The sequence below is a fragment of the Leptospira idonii genome, assembly GCF_004770995.1.
In the GTDB taxonomy this organism is placed as follows: Bacteria; Spirochaetota; Leptospiria; order Leptospirales; family Leptospiraceae; genus Leptospira_A; species Leptospira_A idonii.
The window spans coordinates 156,160-175,285 of the sequence record NZ_RQHW01000013.1 but is presented as its reverse complement, the minus strand read 5'-3'; the positions used below and the strand labels follow the sequence as shown (position 1 = coordinate 175,285).

General features: G+C 40.6%; 22 protein-coding genes and 1 other RNA gene. 15 read left to right on the top strand and 8 right to left on the bottom strand.

What is annotated here, in order from left to right:
• Positions 1–2 precede the first annotated feature (2 nt).
• From EHS15_RS04245 to EHS15_RS04200, 10 genes are all read left to right on the top strand, one after another.
• Positions 3–698, top strand: a complete 696-nt coding sequence (locus EHS15_RS04245; protein WP_135759291.1) for a potassium channel family protein — start codon at positions 3–5, stop codon at positions 696–698.
• Positions 699–1,484, top strand: a complete 786-nt coding sequence (locus tag EHS15_RS04240; RefSeq protein ID WP_135759290.1) for a cobalamin-binding protein — start codon at positions 699–701, stop codon at positions 1,482–1,484. It abuts the gene before it with no gap.
• A 35-nt stretch (positions 1,485–1,519) separates the two neighbouring features.
• Entirely contained in the window at positions 1,520–1,882 is a 363-nt protein-coding gene (locus EHS15_RS04235; protein ID WP_425460620.1) for an ArsR/SmtB family transcription factor, read from the top strand.
• Positions 1,883–1,951: 69 nt separating this feature from the next.
• The gene (locus EHS15_RS04230; protein WP_135759289.1) at positions 1,952–2,416 is read left to right on the top strand and encodes a DUF6428 family protein; all 465 of its coding nucleotides are present in this window, start codon (positions 1,952–1,954) and stop codon (positions 2,414–2,416) included.
• A gap of 104 nt (positions 2,417–2,520) precedes the next feature.
• Positions 2,521–3,585 (top strand): ACR3 family arsenite efflux transporter, encoded by a 1,065-nt coding sequence (gene arsB, locus EHS15_RS04225; protein ID WP_135759288.1) that lies wholly within the window; start codon positions 2,521–2,523, stop codon positions 3,583–3,585.
• A complete protein-coding gene (locus tag EHS15_RS04220; protein ID WP_135759287.1) occupies positions 3,582–4,208 on the top strand; it encodes a low molecular weight phosphatase family protein in 627 nt (208 codons plus the stop codon). The genes arsB and EHS15_RS04220 overlap by 4 nt, the downstream gene beginning before the upstream one ends.
• Before the next feature lie 228 nt (positions 4,209–4,436).
• Entirely contained in the window at positions 4,437–5,288 is an 852-nt protein-coding gene (locus tag EHS15_RS04215; RefSeq protein WP_135759286.1) for a MotA/TolQ/ExbB proton channel family protein, read from the top strand.
• A 12-nt stretch (positions 5,289–5,300) separates the two neighbouring features.
• Positions 5,301–5,720, top strand: coding sequence for an ExbD/TolR family protein (locus tag EHS15_RS04210; RefSeq protein WP_135759285.1), 420 nt, complete (start codon positions 5,301–5,303; stop codon positions 5,718–5,720).
• 1 nt (position 5,721) lies between these two features.
• Positions 5,722–6,144 (top strand): ExbD/TolR family protein, encoded by a 423-nt coding sequence (locus EHS15_RS04205; RefSeq protein WP_135759284.1) that lies wholly within the window; start codon positions 5,722–5,724, stop codon positions 6,142–6,144.
• Between the two features lies 1 nt (position 6,145).
• Positions 6,146–6,739 (top strand): energy transducer TonB, encoded by a 594-nt coding sequence (locus EHS15_RS04200; RefSeq protein ID WP_210416285.1) that lies wholly within the window; start codon positions 6,146–6,148, stop codon positions 6,737–6,739.
• A gap of 189 nt (positions 6,740–6,928) precedes the next feature.
• Here EHS15_RS04200 and EHS15_RS04195 read toward each other — a convergent pair whose 3' ends face one another.
• The 3 genes from EHS15_RS04195 to EHS15_RS04185 form a co-directional block, all read right to left on the bottom strand.
• Positions 6,929–7,762: an LBF_0142 family lipoprotein gene (locus tag EHS15_RS04195; protein WP_135759283.1), complete on the bottom strand. Its 834-nt coding sequence runs from the start codon at positions 7,760–7,762 to the stop codon at positions 6,929–6,931.
• Positions 7,763–7,861: 99 nt separating this feature from the next.
• Positions 7,862–8,239, bottom strand: a complete 378-nt coding sequence (locus EHS15_RS04190) for a phasin-related domain-containing protein (RefSeq protein WP_135759282.1) — start codon at positions 8,237–8,239, stop codon at positions 7,862–7,864.
• Positions 8,240–8,592: 353 nt separating this feature from the next.
• On the bottom strand, positions 8,593–9,885 hold the full coding sequence (locus tag EHS15_RS04185; RefSeq protein ID WP_135759281.1) for a malic enzyme-like NAD(P)-binding protein: 1,293 nt from the start codon (positions 9,883–9,885) through the stop codon (positions 8,593–8,595).
• 138 nt (positions 9,886–10,023) lie between these two features.
• On the opposite strand from EHS15_RS04185, the gene EHS15_RS04180 reads away from it, so the two are divergent.
• Positions 10,024–10,752 (top strand): MIP/aquaporin family protein, encoded by a 729-nt coding sequence (locus tag EHS15_RS04180; RefSeq protein WP_135759280.1) that lies wholly within the window; start codon positions 10,024–10,026, stop codon positions 10,750–10,752.
• Positions 10,753–10,889: 137 nt separating this feature from the next.
• Here EHS15_RS04180 and EHS15_RS04175 read toward each other — a convergent pair whose 3' ends face one another.
• From EHS15_RS04175 to EHS15_RS04155, 5 genes are read right to left on the bottom strand one after another with little or no spacing between them, the layout of a single operon-like run.
• The gene (locus EHS15_RS04175; protein WP_135759279.1) at positions 10,890–11,873 is read right to left on the bottom strand and encodes a M14 family zinc carboxypeptidase; all 984 of its coding nucleotides are present in this window, start codon (positions 11,871–11,873) and stop codon (positions 10,890–10,892) included.
• A gap of 5 nt (positions 11,874–11,878) precedes the next feature.
• Positions 11,879–12,304: an LA_2478/LA_2722/LA_4182 family protein gene (locus EHS15_RS04170; RefSeq protein ID WP_135759278.1), complete on the bottom strand. Its 426-nt coding sequence runs from the start codon at positions 12,302–12,304 to the stop codon at positions 11,879–11,881.
• Positions 12,301–13,035, bottom strand: a complete 735-nt coding sequence (locus EHS15_RS04165) for an OmpA/MotB family protein (protein ID WP_246051884.1) — start codon at positions 13,033–13,035, stop codon at positions 12,301–12,303. Before EHS15_RS04165 ends, EHS15_RS04170 begins: the two co-directional genes overlap by 4 nt.
• Complete coding sequence (locus EHS15_RS04160; RefSeq protein ID WP_135759276.1) at positions 13,032–13,685, bottom strand: FFLEELY motif protein; 654 nt, start codon at positions 13,683–13,685, stop codon at positions 13,032–13,034. Before EHS15_RS04160 ends, EHS15_RS04165 begins: the two co-directional genes overlap by 4 nt.
• A complete protein-coding gene (locus EHS15_RS04155; protein WP_135759275.1) occupies positions 13,682–14,821 on the bottom strand; it encodes an LIC13341 family surface-exposed protein in 1,140 nt (379 codons plus the stop codon). Before EHS15_RS04155 ends, EHS15_RS04160 begins: the two co-directional genes overlap by 4 nt.
• A gap of 98 nt (positions 14,822–14,919) precedes the next feature.
• Here EHS15_RS04155 and ssrA point away from each other — a divergent pair.
• The 4 genes from ssrA (at position 14,920) to EHS15_RS04135 (ending at position 19,125) form a co-directional block, all read left to right on the top strand.
• Positions 14,920–15,272: a transfer-messenger RNA gene (gene ssrA, locus EHS15_RS04150) on the top strand.
• Between the two features lie 862 nt (positions 15,273–16,134).
• Positions 16,135–16,407, top strand: a complete 273-nt coding sequence (locus tag EHS15_RS04145) for a hypothetical protein (protein WP_135759274.1) — start codon at positions 16,135–16,137, stop codon at positions 16,405–16,407.
• Positions 16,404–17,345 carry a sensor histidine kinase gene (locus tag EHS15_RS04140; protein WP_135759273.1) on the top strand — a complete coding sequence of 314 codons (942 nt, stop codon included), beginning with the start codon at positions 16,404–16,406 and terminating at the stop codon, positions 17,343–17,345. Before EHS15_RS04145 ends, EHS15_RS04140 begins: the two co-directional genes overlap by 4 nt.
• Before the next feature lie 76 nt (positions 17,346–17,421).
• Positions 17,422–19,125: a M23 family metallopeptidase gene (locus EHS15_RS04135; protein ID WP_135759272.1), complete on the top strand. Its 1,704-nt coding sequence runs from the start codon at positions 17,422–17,424 to the stop codon at positions 19,123–19,125.
• Position 19,126 lies beyond the last annotated feature (1 nt).

Genomic DNA, 19,126 nt, shown 5'->3' with positions numbered 1-19,126 from the left:
TCATGGAAAGAAAAAAAATCGCAGTCATCGGATTAGGAAGCTTCGGAAATTTATTTGCCCGGTATCTGTTTCAAGAAGGTCATGAAGTGCTCGCCATTGATAAAAGCGAAGAGATCATCCAGGAAATCAAAGATCATTCTACGGTTGCAGTAGCCTTAGATGCGACGGATGAAAGCGCTCTTCGTTCCCAGGGAATCGAAGATATGGATATAGTCGTTCTTTCCATTGCGGATCAATTCGAAACCTCCGTCATTTGTGCTGACATCTTAAAAAAGTTAGGTGCAAAAAATATATACGCACGTTATCAAACCGAGTTGCAGAGAAAAATATTAGGGCTTTTGGGAATCAAAGAACTTTTTAATCCGGAAGAGAGAGCCGCAAAAAGTATGTCGGAAATGTTAGGTTACTCAGGAATGAGAGCCAATTTTTTACTCTCCGACGAATACAGTGTTGTAGAAGTAAGCGTTCCCAAACGTTACATGGACAAAACGATTTCCGAAGCGGACATTCGAAATAAATACGAAATCAACATCATCACAATCAAACGCCCCTTCATTCAGAAAGAAGCGAAACGGGCTTCCGACAGAAAGACGGAAAAAATCATGGGGATTCCTCACGGCAATATAATCCTGAAAGAAGAAGATATACTCGTGTTATTCGGTTCTCAAAAAAATCTGAACCGATTTTTGGAAGGTTAAATGACAGGCCCGCAAAGGATCGTCTGCCTTACGGAAGAACCTACGGAGATGCTCTATCTTTTGGGAGAAGAAGATAGAATCGTCGGTATTTCCGCATATACTGTGCGCCCTCCTCGGGCAAAAAAGGAAAAACCCAAAGTCTCCGCATTCATCAGCGGCAATCTCAAAAAAATAGAAAGTCTGAAACCGGACCTAGTGATCGGATTTTCGGACATACAAGGTCAGTTGGCGAAAGATCTCATTGAACGAGGATTAAACGTTTTAATCTTCAACCAAAGATCCGTCTCAGAAATTTTAGATAATATGGTCATTATAGGAAGTTTGGTGGGCAAACAAAAGGAAGCCGCCGCACTTACCGATTCCTGGCGCAGTCAAATCGAAGATTGGCGAAAAGAAGCCATTTCCCTTCCCAGAAGACCCAAAGTTTTTTTCCAAGAATGGGACGATCCCATCATCACTGGAATCCAATGGGTAAGCGAAGCGATCGAAATTGCGGGAGGAGAAGACGGATTCTCTCATCTCAAAAACGAAAAACTCGCTAAAAATCGGATCATCACTGCAGATGAGGTAGGTACCACAAATCCTGATGTGATCGTGGGTTCCTGGTGCGGGAAACCGATGGATTGGGATTGGGTTCGCAACAAACCCGAATGGCAGAAAACGGAAGCTCTCATAAACGGTAAAATCTACGAATTGGATCCCAGCATCATACTGCAACCTGGCCCCGCTTTATTTCTGGAAGGAATTCCAAAATTAAGGGAGATCTTTCGAGAAGTAACCGCTTAGATCAGGTTTTGAGAAGAAACTGAAAATAAATCTCATTGAAAAATCGAAAGCTCAATTACCCTTGTGGTATGGGTGTTACTAAAACAGAATTATTCAGCAAAAAACAGAATCGCATTGCATCTTACGCAAAAGCTCTTGGTCATCCAGCTAGAATTGCAATTTTAGAAGCTATTATCAAAAGAAAAGCCTGTATTTGCGGAGACTTAGTAGAAGAACTGAATCTTGCTCAAGCTACAGTATCTCAGCACCTAAAGGCTTTGAAAGAAGTCGGTATCATCAAAGGGACAATTGATGGCCCCGCAGTTTGCTATTGTATTAATGAGAAATCTTGGGGGGAGATCCGTGACTACTTTGGACATTTTTTTGCCCAAAACCTAGAAAACAAAAATTGTTGCTAAAATTAGCTTGCCTTTAATCGTAATATTGCGATATATTTTTTTAAAAGAAACACTATATTACGGTAAATTATGAAACTATCTGAAATCAAAAGTATCTTACCAAATCTAAACAATGTCGAATTTCAATTGGAAAACGGAGCATTTGTTCCCGAACACTTCCATGTTACAGAAATAGGCTTTGTCACAAAACATTTTATCGATTGTGGTGGCACTATCCGAGACGAGAAAGTTGTCAATTTCCAACTTTGGAATGCCAATGATTTCGACCACAGATTAAAACCTTCGAAACTATTAAACATTGTCAAACTATCTGAAGAAAAGTTAGGTATTGAGGATGCAAACATTGAAGTTGAATATCAAGTAGATACAATTGGAAAATACGATTTAGATTTTAACGGAACAAATTTCGTTTTAAAGAACAAACAGACTGCATGTTTGGCGAGTGATTCCTGCGGTAATCCTTCTACAAAACCGAAAATACAACTTTCAGAGTTAAACAATTCTTGCTGCACTCCCAAATCTGGATGTTGCTGATACTTGATTCACGGTTATGACAATTTTTAGTAATCAGATTTTCCTTCCTGGAGGTCTGGCAAAATTAGTTTGACTATTATCGTAATATTGCGATAAGTAGATTAATGACGGCACGGATTTCTTCTCAAAAAAAAATGTCATTTGTGGATCGCTTTTTAACACTTTGGATCTTCATTGCGATGGGAATTGGTATAGCATTAGCGAAATGGTCTCCAAATTTTGTATATTGGATTCAATCACAGGAAAAAGGCGGAACGAATGTACCGATAGCTTTGGGACTTATCTTTATGATGGTTCCTCCTTTAGCTAAGGTCAATTACACTCGAATACCAAAGGCTTTTGGTCGAAAAGATTTAATATTCTATTCTCTGATTTTAAACTGGATAGTTGGACCGATGCTAATGTTTCTCTTAGCATTTCTCTTTTTTCCTGATAATAATGACTATAGAATAGGATTGATTCTTATAGGAGTTGCTCGCTGTATCGCGATGGTCTTGGTTTGGAATGACCTCGCCGATGGGGATAGGGAAGTCGCTGCTGGCCTCGTTGCGCTAAATAGTATTTTTCAACTTCTCTTTTATGGGAGTTTAGCATTCTTTTTCGTAGGTATTTTACCAGAATTATTCGGCTTTCAGAATACTCTCATAAATATTCACTATTGGGACATTGCTTCCAGCGTGCTCATATATTTAGGGATTCCATTCTTCTTAGGATGGTTTATTCGGACTGTTAGTATATCGATAAAAGGTGAAGACTGGACCATTAATAAACTTCTTCCATTTCTTTCTCCAATTACTTTAATTTTTCTTTTATTAACAATAACCGTTATCTTCAGTTTAAAAGGAGACGCTTTATTTTTGATTCCGTTTGACGTAATTCGGATTGCAATCCCTCTGTTGATCTATTTTATCTTTATGTTTCTTTTTAGTTTCGCTCTTGGAGTGATAATCAAGGCAGACTATCAAAAGAATGCAGCCATTTCCTTCACTGCTGCAGGGAACAATTTTGAGTTAGCGATTGCTGTAGCTATCGGCACTTTTGGAATAACTTCTGGACAAGCATTTGTGGGCATTGTCGGTCCTTTAATCGAAATCCCTACTCTTGTTTTTATAGTCAAAATTGCTAAAAAACTAAGACAAAGATTTTATAATAAAGGGGTTACTGCGTGAGTGATTTATTCAAACCTCTGCAATTATTCATAAAAGATAGAGAAGCGGAATATTCTTCTATTAGTGCAACGAGAAAGAAAATTTTATTAAAGCTTTCAGCAGAGATCAATCAGGGAATTGCTAAATACAAATCTGCGAAGCTTCTTTTTGTTTGCACGCATAACTCCCGACGAAGCCAAATTGCCCAAATGCTTGCGAGCGCATCTGCGGAATATCTTGGAATTGCTAATATTCAAACATATTCCGGAGGAACCGAAGTTACCGCATTTTTTGAAAACTCTGTACAAGCGTTAATAAATATTGGATTTAAAATTGAGAAAAGCGATAACAATCATCCAAATCCAAGATATTTAGTTTCAATCAATACTAAGCATGAACCCATTCCCGGATTTTCAAAACTATATTCAGACAAAATCAATCCAAATGAAAAATTTATCGCTATTATGGTTTGTTCGTCCGCTGATGAAGCCTGCCCATTTATTCCTGGAGCGGATGCAAGGATTAGCCTTCCTTATCCTGATCCAAAGAGCTATGATAATACAAATGAGGCTCCGCAAAGATACCTCGAAACTTGTGAAGTCATTGCAAGAGAGATTCTATTTACTTTGCAGAATTCTAAATAGTAATTCTCGATTCCTGTCCTTCCAATCAAAATATCTTTTCTCAGAAGAGGAAGGTAAATTGCACTCGGCCACCCTTGTTTACAAAAGCAAAAAGTGCGCCGACGGGTGATGTAGTACCTCCTACACCGATCCCTCCTCTGGAAATCAATTCTTTGTAATATCTCTGTCATATATTTGTAACAGAGATATTCTAATTTTGAAACATATCAATCTGATATGGAGACATTCATGAACTTTCCATTGAAAAAGACGCGAGCACTAGGCTCGGTATCTTTTCTAATCGCTCTTATCGCAATTCTTGCCATTGCAGGCCGTATTGAATCCCAAGCGAATCCAACAATACCACAAACAACTAACGAAACTTCTACGGAAGCTCCTGCTGCCCCCGCAGCGGAAACTGCAGCAAAAGCGCCTGCGGAAGAAGCACCTTCTAAACCGGCAGAATCCGAAATCGGACTTATTTCCTTGTTTGTTGCCGGCGGATGGTCCATGTGGCCGCTTTTGTTCTCCTCAATCGTAGGATTCGGAATCATCTTCGAAAGAATTTATTTCTTCCTAACATCTAAACTGGTTCGTAAAGGTTACAACCAAGACCTACAAGATGCAATCGATGCAGGCGGACTCAAAGGCGCTCAAGATTTTCTAACTGAGAACAAAGGGCAAAAAATCACCGACGTTCTTGTGAACGGCATGCAAGTATCCCAGAACGATCCTGAAATTTTCGCATCCGGCGTAGAACGAGAAGCAGGCGAAGTTATGACACTTTTGGAGAAAGGACTTACAGTATTATCCGCAGTATCCACCATCGCTCCTCTAGTAGGATTCCTCGGAACCGTATCCGGTATGATCAACGCATTCGATGCGATCGCAAATGCGGATCAAGTAAATGCGAAAGTGGTTGCGGGCGGTATTAAAGAAGCTTTGATCACGACTGCAGCGGGTTTGATCGTAGCGATTCCAGCAATGACTTTCTACCAATACTTACAAGGAAGAGTAGGTTTCTTTACTTCCGAAGTGGAAGAAGCAGCCAACAAAATCTATAAGGAATACCTCAAACTCAAAGCAGGGAAACAGGCGTAATAGGCTTCACCCATGATCAAGTTAAAGAAAAAACAAGAGTTAGAAGAGATATCCGCGGCATCCATGTCGGATATCGCTTTCCTTCTCTTAGTATTTTTTATGGTAACTGCAGTATTCTTTGTAAAGGAAGGATTGAATATCACTCTTCCTCAAAAGAAATCAGAGCCTCAACCGTTCTTAAGAAAGAACGTGTATGAAATCCTAGTAACACAGGATAAATACAAAATGAGAAATCCTTCTTTCGGAACAAAGGAATATGAGAATCTAAAGGAATTCCGGGAAGATTTGAATAAAATGGAAATCCCCGATCTTCCCAATAAACTAGCGTTAATTGTTACTACCGGCGATACAAAGTATGGAAAGATGTTGGATGCTTTGTCAGCGGTTCAATTGCGCGGATTTGAAAAAATCTCAGTGAGAAAAAAACAATAATATGTTGCGTAGAAAAAAAGTCCCCCCTTCGGTTCCGGTGAGTTCTATGGCGGACATCGCCTTTCTTTTACTGGTATTCTTTATGGTAACCTCCGTATTGGATTCGGATCCAGATCTTCCGATCGATCTTCCGGACGTACCCGGCGGGGAACAATTGAATAAAAAAATTGCGAACCTATACTTAAGCGCCGACGAGAAAAGAACCGTATACTTCAATTCGGTGGAAAGACCGATGAATGAAGCACTCAGCGAAATTAGAGCCAAACTCTCTACGACTCCGGATCTAAAAGTCCTGATTCATGCGGATCAAAATCTCTCCTATGCGGAGTTAGATGCTGCATTCGAATCCTTAAAAGAAGTGGGAGCCTTAAAAATCTCACTGGTAACCAAAACCACTCAAGGTGGCGGTTTAAAAGGAAACTAAAGTGAATTCCGTAACATTGCCCAAAAGATCCAAAAGAGAAAGAATTCACAGATTCATAGATCGTTACCGGATGGAAACCGGTATCGGACTTTCCGCATTATTGCAAATTCTGATCCTACTGTTCTGGTTCACTCCTAAATTTGAAGGGGACAGCTTGGACAGTTTGGTGGAAGAAGTGGCGTTTATCGATAACGTTCAAATCCAAGAACCTGTGTCGGATTCCAAACCGACGGATGGAGATTTCGATCTTACGGATAAGGAAAAAGTGGAAAAAAAGGAAGATCCTAGGATTGCAGGAGCTTCCGATCCCATCGTATCCGGTGCGACTTCTCCCGTCGATCTGTCACCTAACGTAAGACCGGAATACACTCCCGAAGCGAAATCTGCGGGAATCACTGGAACTATGACTTTGGAAGTGATCATTGCGAACACAGGAGAGGTTTTAAGAGTGCGTTCCGTAGGAAAAACATTAGGTGGTGGACTGGAACAAGCAGCCATAGACACATACCGCAAAAAAAGATTTTCACCTTCCATTATGGAAGGAAAGCCGATCACCGTAAAGGTATTGGTTCCGATTCGATTCTCACTTAACTAAAACAAAAGATATGCTTACCGAAAACGGTAAGCATATACTGTGCCGGATCAAAAACTTATAAATGGTAACTAATCGTAATTTTACTAAACGTAATGTTTTTTTCAAATAAATCTTGTTCTTCGACAGAACATTGACTTTCACTGAAAACGGAACTACTTTTTTCAAAAGATAAGTTTCTTAACTAAAAACCTAATTCTGTTCCTGGATGATTTGTTCTTCCGTTAAGGGTTTTTTAGGGACTTCGATTCTTTCAATTCTGATTTCATGAACAAAGTCCTGATCTTCGAAGCGAGCGAGAATGGAAATTCGTTTTGGAAATAATTTGCCGTTCCAATCTTCGTAATAGCCGAATTTCAAAACACCTTTGTACCAACTGAATAATTCCCTGTAAGTGAATTCGACCCATTCCAAAGCACCGGATTCTTTATCATAATATGCTAAATATTGATCGGAGTCAGGGTTTGCTTCCAAAACCCCTGTAGTCGCATAGGCGGAATCGTAGGTTTTACCCACCTTCTGCATCTCTCCCGAATAAAGTAGAATTTCGTATTCTCGGATCTTCCAAACCATAAGAAGATACAATCGCAAGGATTCCAAATAAATACGAACCTCATCGTCTCCCGTAAAAACCTTTCCCGTATCATGAGCGATCTGATAAGGCTCTTTTTTGGCCAAACCGTAAACCAAACCCTTCTCAGGACCATTGAGAAGTTCCGCTTCGATGGTATCTTTTTCGAAGTCGATCTGAACCTTTAATCTTTGTTCGTTCTCTTTGATGGGTGTGAAAAATTTTACGAACTTGGAATGCCATACATCCTTAACGGTAAACTGAATTTGTTTGTAGTTTTTCCAGTCTTCAGGAGTCAGTCTTTGTTCTGCGGGGTTATTGATTAAAAATAATGCCTTCTTTTTGAGATCGGGATTGTCTCCCGCACTGTTCAATATCTGCGGACGAAGATCGGCTAACTTACATGAGAAAAGTAGTAATGCGAAAAATAAGGGAATGAAGGTTTTTCTTTCCATCGATAACAGTATCGAATAAAATTAATGTTATGTCAATGTGTATAAAAAGAAAAGGCCGGTCACCCGGCCCTTTGCATATTAAAATCAGAAGAGTGAAACTTACGCTTTTGCGGAAGTAGCACCTGTTTTCTTGATCGATTCAGCAACTTCATTGATTTTTGCTTTTACTGATTCGATTTTGCCTTCTGGCATTCTTGATTTGATCTCTTCAGAAATTTTGTTGTAGTTTTCAACGATTTTCGAACGAGTTTCATCATAGTTTTTACCAGCTACACTAGAAAACTCTTTAATGTCTGTTAGGATTTTGTCAACGGACTGACGAACTTTTACCGATTCTTCGGAGTTGTCCAAAGCGCCTTTGGAAACCAATTCGTTGTAAGTTTGCTCTAATTGAGTTTTAGCTTTGTCTAAACCTTCTTTTCCTGATTGGAAAATTCCGATTCCAGCGTTGAGGATGTCCATGATTTGTTTTTCCATTGTTTAGCTCCTGGGTTTTTCACCTGTTTGTGCACCGCACAACTCAAGTGTGTGCATCGCACAATTTTTGTAAAGAGTTTTTTTCACATTCGATGTTGTTTTTTTAAATTTTTTCGAGTCGTGCCTTTGGAGAAAAATATGACATAATGCGATTTGAGTCAGAAAGACAAAGAGAGGCTGTGAAAAAGATATCCCTGCATTTATCTCAGTTGTTTAAATTCAGGAATATAAATTGTGATAATGGGCAATGACGCAGATCATACTTCCCGTTATGGAAAACAGGATTGCTTTTAACCGCCTAAAGTTTTTTCAATGGTATCTTTTAAAATACCATCGTTAATTCTTATTGTCTTTTAATCGATCGCCCCGACCAATTTTTCACGTTGGTGAGCCATGATATTTGCCAAAATCGCTTTGTATTCTTCACGACCAGGGTAAGGAATTTGTGCGACTCCTGATTTCACGGCAGCTTCCGCCACGGCAGGAGCTACACTGTAAAGAACTCTGGCATCTAAAGGTTTAGGAATGATATAATCTTCGTTGAACTCGATATGATCCAAACCGTATGCGGAAGATACTTCTTTCGGAACCGGTTCTTTGGTCAATTCAGCTAACGCAAATGCTGCGGCAAGTTTCATTTCCATATTCACCACTTTGGATCTTACATCCATGGCTCCTCTGAAAATGAAAGGAAAACCCAACACATTGTTCACTTGGTTCGGATAATCGCTTCTGCCAGTTGCCATAATCAAATCGCTGCGAGCCGCTTTTGCATCCGGATAAGGAATTTCAGGATCGGGATTGGCGAGAGCGAATACGATAGGGTTTTTTGCCATCGCTTTCACCATAGAAGGAGTTACCACATTTCCGATGGAAACTCCGATAAATAAATCGGTTCCAGGGAAAATATCTTCCAAAGAATTAGCGTTTGTTTTACGGATAAAAGGAAGTTTCGTTTCGTGCAGACCGGTGCGTTTGTCGTTGATCACACCTCTGGAATCCAACATAAAAATATTTTGATGTTCTACTCCGATGCGAGTGAGCATCTCCGCGATAGAAATCGCAGCAGCTCCTGCACCGTTGATGACAACTTTTAAGTTGTTTGCTTTTTTGCCAGTGATCTCCAAAGAATTCAAAAGAGCGGCTGTGGATATAATCGCTGTTCCGTGTTGATCGTCATGGAACACAGGGATTGCCATCTGAGTGTCCAAAGATTTTTCGATATGAAAACATTCAGGAGCACGGATATCTTCCAAGTTGATACCGCCGAACGTAGGCTCCAAGGATTTAACAATTGTTATGAATTTCTCCGGATCTGTTTCGTTGATCTCGATATCGAATACATCGATGCCGGCGAATTTTTTGAAAAGAACCGCCTTGCCTTCCATTACAGGCTTTCCTGCGGAGGCTCCTATATTTCCTAAACCGAGTACTGCAGTTCCGTTTGTGATGATTCCGACTAAATTGCCCCGGTTCGTGTATTCATAAACCAATTCGGGGGACTTTTCAATTTCCAAACATGGGTAGGCGACACCCGGAGAGTATGCGAGAGAGAGATCAAAACTATTTTCAGTTGGTTTCGTAGGAACAACTTTGGTTTTTCCTTTGGGAAACCGCGAGTGGTACTCGAGAGCCTTATTTTTCATGGTCGATTTTCCCAGAATTTCTGGTTCGCATGAAAATCCTAGAATAAAATAGAGGAACTGACCATCTAATTATGATTGCAAGAGAAACCTATGTCACCTTAATCTCGATCTCTGATCGAAAGAAGACAAGGAAAGTGCATGAATGAATTCTTAGGCGAATATTTGGGAACTTTGGTACTGATTCTTTTAGGAAACGGAGTGGTAGCAGGCGCTCTTCTTGAAAAATCAAAAGCAAAAAATGCAGGATGGATTTCCATCACAGCAGGATGGGCCTTTGCCGTGGTTTTCGGAATTTTTACGGCCAAAGCCTTCGGAAGTCCTGAAGCGCACCTCAATCCGGCAGTCACTCTTTCCGTCTGCATCCAATCCGGCCATTTCGAACGTTTTTTACCTTTTCTTTTAGCGCAAGTATTGGGTGCCTTTAGCGCAGGAATTTTAGTATTTTTACACTACTATCCTCACTGGAAACAAACCGAAGACAAAGGTTTGGTTCTAGCAGTGTTTTCCACCGATCCCGCAGTGACACACACTCCTTCTAATTTTATCAGCGAAGCTTTGGGAACCTTTGTCCTTATTTTAGGAATCCATTCCATTTTCTCGGAAGCAAACGGAAGTTTGGTGCCAGGGTTCGGAGCCACATTAGTGGGAGTTTTGGTTTGGGCCATAGGACTTTCTATGGGAGGCACCACAGGATATGCGATCAATCCTGCTCGCGATCTTGGACCTAGACTCGCCCATTGGATTCTCCCCATTCCGGGAAAAGGACCATCTAATTGGAAATATGCGTGGTTACCGGTAGCTGCTCCTTTCACTGGAGCTGCAATTGCTGCAATTGTATTGAAATTATTTTCAAAAGCAGTCTCTTAGGAACGTATGAATCCGTAGAGATGCGGAATTATTCGCATTTCATTATCTGCAAACGAAAGGAAAGTTCGAACAAACCGATCAAAGAAGGACTTTGAAAATAATTAATAAAGAAAGAGAAAAGAAGGATTAGAAAAAATTTATTTCCAATCCTTCAAATTGGACTGGCCAAGAAGAACGAAGTCTCTCAAAAAATCACGATACGTAACGATCGTTTCGAACTTGTTTTCTTTCGCAGGATTGAAAATTCCCCTTTTACGAAAAATTTTGGAAGGATTGTCCTTAATGTCCGACCAGGTTCCCACTTCCAAAGTCAGAGGAAGAAAACGGGCATTTTTTTTGCCATCATTCACCTTCTCCACATAATGATCATAAAAACGATCCCAAAGATCTCCGTGAGTCGTATAAGTTTCGCTTTGCGGTCCGAATTTAAAACGAGAATGTCTTTTGATCACCTTTAAAAATTCGGAAATTTTTTCGTAAACGGGAGTATCCTGGCAAGGCGATTTGGTTCCCGCATAAGGCCACCAAACATGATCGATGGTTCCAAATCCTGAATGAAGATCCAAAACGGGCATAATCGCATTTTCATTGGGATAAAAATAATGATGTACAAAACGATACAAAGCTCTGGATTCGGGTTCGAGCGAATTACCTCTGTAATACGGTAACTTGGAAGTCCATTTTTGTCCCCCAAATAAAAGAGGAGCAGACTCTGCTTCCACTCCTGAGTTACGCATCAAATCGACTCCGGCAGGGTTTGATCTTGTTTTTTTGGCAACTCCCCCCGGGTTGACAATAGGAATCACAACCAAACCGACCTTACCTTTTTCAAGTTCGGTCATATACCCGTCGCTTTTTTTATGCAGAATGTATTCCAAAAAATCGAGAAGGATGCGTATTCCCACGGTCTCCAAACCATGAACTCCTGCGACGATCCCTACAGGCTTTTTTTGAATCGCTTTCTCCGTACCTATTTCCAAAGCATGGATGGGGAAACGAAAACCTTCTTCTGTTTTGCGGGAAAAACCGAATTGTTGTAAACGGACGAGTTTCCCGCCTATTTTAACAATATCTAATATTCGCTTTTCGTATCTGTTTAATCTACGAAGCCCTCTGAGCATTCAGATCAATTTCCTGATTGGATTTTTTTGAATTCCGAACACGGAACTACAGAGTCCAGTTTGCCCTGCCTCAAATCCTCACAAGACAAATTTAAAACTTGTTTATGACATTCTCGATACAAACCTACTATGATCTCCGGAGAAGCACCGATGAGTTTATAGGCGTTACTTTCTCGGAAACGTTTTTGGCAATTCGCTTCTTCGATTCTGTCTTTGGAAAAATCTTTCAGTTTATCCGGAATGGCCGACCAGGAAGGATCTGCGCATTTTCTATACTTTTCGCAAAGTTCCGCAGTCATTTTTAAGGATTCGTCCTTCCATTCTCCCGAGTCGATTCCCTTTTGCTTTTTACAAGAAACAAACAGAGATAAGACGAGTACGGAAACAAACAGGATACGAAGAGAAAACTGAGACTGTTGTAGATGGTTCACTGAGAAGATTCCTTTTTTCTGATTAAAATTTCGATTCTTTCGTCTTTTGCTTTTTTTTCTGGAGTGTCCGCATCGTTCGATTTTTGAAACACCGCATAACCTTGTACAGACACTTGTTCTTTGGGGATTCCGTAACGAGTGACTAATTTTTCGGCTACAAGGGAAGCCCTATGAGAATGATAATCCCAGGAATTTTGGAACTTGGATTGATCCAAAGATTTTTCATAAGGAATCTGCACTCTCACCACGATGTCTATGTCCATTCCTTTGGAAAGTTCGGACAATTGTGCGAATGCGAATTCAAGATCGGGGTCATCGTCCGCAATATTCTCAGAAGATAGATCGGGAGTGAGGAAAGTGAGTTTCAATTCTTCCGTCTCCGCCAAACCCAATTTGAGTTTCGCTTTCTCTTTCAAAGACTTCAATGCATAACCGATTTTTTCCCACAAGCGATAGACGGGAGTTTTAGGTTCCATAGAATCGTTTTCTAAAATTCCGGAACCACCTTCTACGATGATCCCCATAGAAGAAAGATTCAAACCGAATCCCTTTTTGATTTCGGTGGCCACTTCCGTCAAACGTTTGGAATCAACTTTACTGATTGCATATAGAATGATAAACAAACCCAAAAGCAGAGTGATCATATCCGCATAGGTAAGAAGCCATCTTTCTTGCCCGTGAACATTCTCTTCTTCCGAAGCGGAAGATCTTCCGAATCTGCGTCTTCTCAATGGGAATCCTTCAACTCGGGAAAGGAGGAATGTAAAAATTCCCATTCCCTTTTTTCCACTTCTGAGAAGAAACTACCGAATAACTCTTGTGAAACGGGTAAAGTAGCGTAATAACCCTGCTCCACTTTTTTAAACAAAGGATACACTCCCAACATACGAGACATGACGGCAGCAGGTTTAATGATATAAGAATTGATGGGACGATGGGCTAAATCGTAAAATTTTTTGAGATTAAAAAGAACCACTTCCAATTGTTTTTTTCTAACATCAGCTAACCCTAGTTCTTTGAAATACTGTGCATATTCTGCTTGGGATAATTTTGTTCCAGGCTTCCAACCTTTATCCAAAATCAACTGCCCCAATCGAATGTCTAAATCATCCGTGATCGTATTCAATTCGATCAAACGTTCCACACTTTCCCGTGTGCCTTCTTTCATCATGTGTTTCACTTTGGCATAGGTAGTGAGGGCAAGGGATTCCCATTCCTCTTTTCCTTCCAAATTATAAACGGTTTCGAAGAAAAATTTGGCCATCTCAATGGTTTCTTTCTGCACAAAATAATGGGAATAGTATTCGTGGAACCTTTCTACCTGGACGCGGACAATTTCTTCTCTCGCCGCATAAAGCTCTTTGGACAATTTATCTTTCATTTGTGTTCCATAAAGAGAGGATAAGTAGGAAAGCCTTGCTGGTCTATTTCCGTTTTGTTCACGGAAAAACGATTCGGTATGGATACGATCTCCTTATAGAACTTAAAAGAAGCTCGGAAAAGAATTTTTCCGGAAAGAGATTCGGGAGATTGAGGAGTGTAATAAAAACTAACTCCTTGTTTATAATTGGAACCCCATCCTTCCTTTGTCACTTCCACTAATAAATGTGATGCGGGAACCTGTTTATTGGAGACGATGTTATAAACCGTGGCACCTTTTTGGTACAACCGAATCCCTTGCGAATTTTCTGTGAGTCTGATCTTTGCGTCTTCGGGGAAAGAAAGAGAAAGATAAGTGACGGTCGTATAATTGCCTCTGTTCTTCAATTGCAAAGTCACCTTCGATTCTTTGCCAACTTCCAATTTAGGTTCCACTTCCAAAGAAACGAAGGAAGGAATCGGCTGCATAGGAAGATTAGGAATCATTTCCCAGCCGTTAAAAACGAATTCCTGGGAATAGTTCGGATTGGTAGGGAAAATACGAACCGTTTTCTCTTTATTAGAATATTCGAAATCAACTCTTTTGGAGCGAACCAATTCCTCATGTTCTTTCAACTGCAAACCGTCCCAAATTTTGACGCCTTTTCGAAAGGCAAAGGGAACGGAAAATAAACCTAACGGAGGTTCTTCGGATAACACTTCCATAAAAACGGAATTGAAATTGTCTCCGGGAAGTTCGGCCAGAACGATCCTGCGGATGCAGTCTCCTTCCAGAATTTTTTTCTCTTTCCCGGGAATCGTCCCCGGTTCCCAAGATCTTTTTTTCAAATCGTAAAAGAAACTTCCTAAACTCAATTGATGGAACTCTTGTTTCCAAAGGAACTTCCAACCGCTTCCTTGTTTCTTATAAACGGAAACCGCTTCCGATTGGCCGGATTGGGAAAGAACGATGGATTCTAATTCAGGATCTTCATCCAAATTGATGACCTTAGAACCCAAGATACGAACCGTTTTTTCCGTATTGTCACCGTAAAGGGACTGAGCCACCTGCGCCGCATCGGGAGCCTCGCTGGCTTTGCACTGCTGGAAGAGAAAAGAAAGAAGAATAAGGATTAAAACGGGAAATGGATAGGACATAACGATCCTTTTCATTGAGATTCTGATTCTTTTCCGGTTCAATACTTTTTTACTTTTCAAAGAACCTTCCCGTGCTTCCTTGAGTCTATTCATAGAACGGGGACGACATTGGTTTCGACTGTTGTTGGCTTGGGTTCAGTGGCACGTAGAGGTGAGGGTCCTACTTAATAACCTTCAAAACAATAACTGCAAATAACGAATTTGCTCTAGCAGCTTAATTTTAAGCTCTACGGTTTCTCTGGCTGTTTCCCTTGGTGGCTAAGAAACCGACACCTCTCAAGGGACTTATGTAGGTCGCTTTCGACTTCGGCCGCATAAGAACTTAAAGTCGGATAGGAAGGAATCCCCCGATTGCAGGGTTAGGCCATCCGAATCTTATTTGCAATCTAAACGTGTAGAAGCTGCATTTGAGGGCGATAGGACCCGGGTTCGACTCCCGGCGTCTCCAAAATCCGAACTTCCATATAACCAAAGTTAAACAACTATCACACAATACAACTCGACGGGAGGAGAACGACCGCGAGCGTTAGATGCGTTAGCGACCCATAGGGAGCGTAAAACGCATCTTCCGAGCACACGAGGTGCGAGGACGCGAGTGGGACGGGTCGGAGTCTGCCTGACCGGGATGGGAAGGCGACGGAGACCGACTCCCGGCGTCTCCAAGTCGAGTTTCATTTCTAGCTCTCGTTCGCATAACATCCTGTTATGACGAACGAACTTCGGCCATCCATGGCCTCCGTCACCGCTAGAAACTCACTCGACAAATTCTATTAAAAGCAAAATCTTCTCTAATTCAAAATCGACAACGAACGTTTTATTTATGTTTGCTGGGGGCGCCTCGCATATTTTCGAGAATATATGTTTTTTCGATTATGGCGATCCGGCTCTCCCTCGACGAGGACGCTCGGTCGATCCATGGCGCTGGGGTGGTTTTTGAGAGTATACTATCCCCGCCCTACTCAATGGGTGGGGTTATCCACCCGCCACCCATTGACGTCCATCTATCACGCATCAGTCGCTTTGGGAATCAGATTCCTCAATTTCGATTTTTTTATTCAAATGTTTTCACCTTTTTGCCTATTCGAATCATTCCCGCGCCAGGGATCGTAGCGGAAATGAAACGAAACTGATTTCACGCTCTCGGTCGCGAAACCTCCTGTTTCGTTTCATTCGAGCGGAGAGCCCGGTCGGTTTTGAAAAAAAATGATAATTTTCAAACTAAATTCGAGGCGCCCGGAGGTTTAAAACTAAAATTATGATTTCCATTTGATTCGAGAAGGAATAAACTTCTGCGAAGGAAAACACCGAATAACATGGAAGCTAGTGAAGTTTTAAATCTTATCTTTGACAGCATCGGTTTAGTTATTTTCATCATCCTCTATTTGGAAGGACTGATCCCTCGTTACCAATATTTCTTTTTAGGATTTTTTTCCATTTGGATGAGTAACGTTTTTACAGTTGCTGAAGGTTTTTATTTTCCCGTCGCTTTCAATTTCCTGGAACATTTTTTTTATTCTTTGTCCGGTTTGTTTTTTCTTTTAGGGATTTGGAAACACTTTAAAGAAGAAAGGTTGGATTCTCTATGAATGCGACAGTTATTTTAAACCTAATAGCGATTATATTTTACGTTGCATCCTCCGTGCTGACTTTGTTTCGCATCCGTCAAAATCGGATTCATAAAGGTGCAGGGATTTTTGCAATGATTCTCCTTTTTATTCCTTTCTTCGTGTGCATCTCGAATATTTTGGAACATAGTGGAATCAGTTCCGATTTGGATGAATACGAAGGTTTCGCAAAAGATCTATTCGCCTTGTTTTTGTTAATTTTTCTTTACGTGGATTCGATGCAGAAGTCTCAAGAAAAAAGAATGCTGCAGGAAAAGCAGATTCAGAAAGATCTAGTTCTCAAATCTAAACTACTCACGGAAATTCATCACAGAGTGAACAATAATCTACAAATCGTTTCGGGATTATTGTCCATGCAGTCGGAATCACAAAAGAACCCTCATCTGTCAGAATTCATCAAAATCGCTCAAAATAGAATCCAAGCCATCGCCTCGGTACACAAAACCATTTATGTATCACCTAATTTAATAGAGGTGGATGCCCATTCCATTCTTCTTTCCATCCTGGGACACTTGAAAGATGCTTACTCTTTAGAAACTAGGAATATCGATTTCATAGAATCTTTAGATACGAATTTACAACTGGATGTGGATATCGTTATGCCTTTGAGTTTGATTCTGAATGAATTGGTCACGAATTCCATCAAACATGCATTTATCGGAGAAAAAAGAGGAACCATTCAAATCGATCTCCATGTCCATGAGGACTCTATCGAATTAGTTGTGAAGGACGATGGGATCGGGATCGCTTCTTTGGAGAATTCGGAACAAGGAATCGGAATCGTTTTGGTACAAAGTTTAGCACAACAAATTCGAGGACAAATCTCTTTCGTTTCCCAATCGGGAACGAAAATTTCGATTCTCCTTCCTAAAGATAATCATCACAAAGCCCGGTTTTGATTTCCGTCTCTGATTCTCAAGTCTTCTAAAACTTACATTGACAGAGAACAAAACCCTATCTATACTTAACTGCCGTATGAAACAAAAAATTTCATTTAACTTTGCTTATTTATTTTTCGTTTTATTCTTTCTTCCTTTCTCTTTATTTTCCGCCGAATCCATTCAAGATCATTGGGAAAAAATCGAAAAAAAAATCAATGCGCAGGATTGGGAAGCAGCCAAACCTCTCATCGAAAAAGCAGTTTCCGAATACCCTGAAGAAAAAATCTTCCGAGGCCTTGAGATAGGAATTCTTAGAAACTCAGGAAACGTAGAAGAAAGTATCGGCAAAGCTAGGGCTGCCATTTCCAAATGGCCGGAAGAAAACATTTTAAAAGAAGAACTTTCTTATTCTCTCTGCAGTTCTTTCCATTCGATCTTAAAAAAAACAAATTTTGACAGAGATTCGATTTCAAAAGAAAATCACTCGATTGCCAAAGAAGCGTTTTCACTTAAAGATTCGGAATGGAGCACAAACTTATACGGACTTTCTTTGCGGCTACAGAAACGTTATGAGGAAGCGATCCAGATTTTTTCGGAAGGATACAAACGATATCCGAATGAAAAACATTTCCAAGAACAAATCGGTCACATCTATCTGGACCAAGCATCCGACGCTTTGGATGAAAGCCAATTCCAAAAGGCGATTTTACTTTCCGAAAAAAGTTCCCGATATCTTCCTAACAATGAAAAGGCGAACCTAATCATCGCTCTTGGTTGGCTTCAGACCGATCCTGAAAAAGCTCTTCCCTATTTCACGAAAGCACACGAAAAAGAACCGGATCAGAAAAATTACAGCCAAAATCTTCTTTATATCTATTCACAGCTGGTCAACCGATGGATTCGGGAAAAAAATTTCACAAAGCTCTCGGAAGCATTTCCTTATATCAAAAAATATTCCTCTCTTCCCGGCAAACAGGGAATAGGTTTTTTAAGCATTTGGAATCAAATTTCAAACTTGGATGAAAGTTTCTCCGAATTGATTTCCTTCTTAAAAGATAAGTCTCAGAAATATCCGGACGATATCGATCTAAAAGTATTCTACGGTTCCGTTCTGAATAAACTCAGCATGAAGCAAAGAAGAAACGATCCTGTCCTTGCGGAACAAATGCAGCAAGAAGCGAATTTTTTCCTCAGAGACGGAATGAAACGTTTCGAAAACTCCCATCCGAATCGAACTTCTTTTTTAGGTATTTATTTTCCGTTAAACGGTTTCGTCGCGACGGCTTCTCCTTTCGATGCGGGAGGAACTCACAGCGGTTTCGAAAAATACAGTTACGATTTCGTTCATGTGGACAGATACGGCTCCCGCCTCAAACCGGGCACTCTGGGTAAAAACAATTCCGATTATTATTCTTTCGGGCAAACCGTTTATGCGGTAGAGGATGGAGTCGTTTTCGATCTGCATGACGAATCCAATGACAACACTCGTTTAGGAGACATTCATTTCGGTGACGGCAACGACATCCAGATCAAACATGAAAACGGTTTATTCTCCTTCTATGTACATCTGAAACACGGAAGCATCAAAGTAACCAAAGGTCAAAAAATCAAAAGAGGCGATCCCATCGCTGAAGTAGGAAACTCGGGAATGTCTTACGAACCGCATCTGCATTTCACAGTTGTTACTGCTGATGGAATTTCGACTTATTATGAATTCGAAGAATTGAAAGTACACACAGGTTTCCAAGAAATCAAAACTTCCCAGCCTTATGAAAGGGGTTGGGTAATCGAGAAATGAT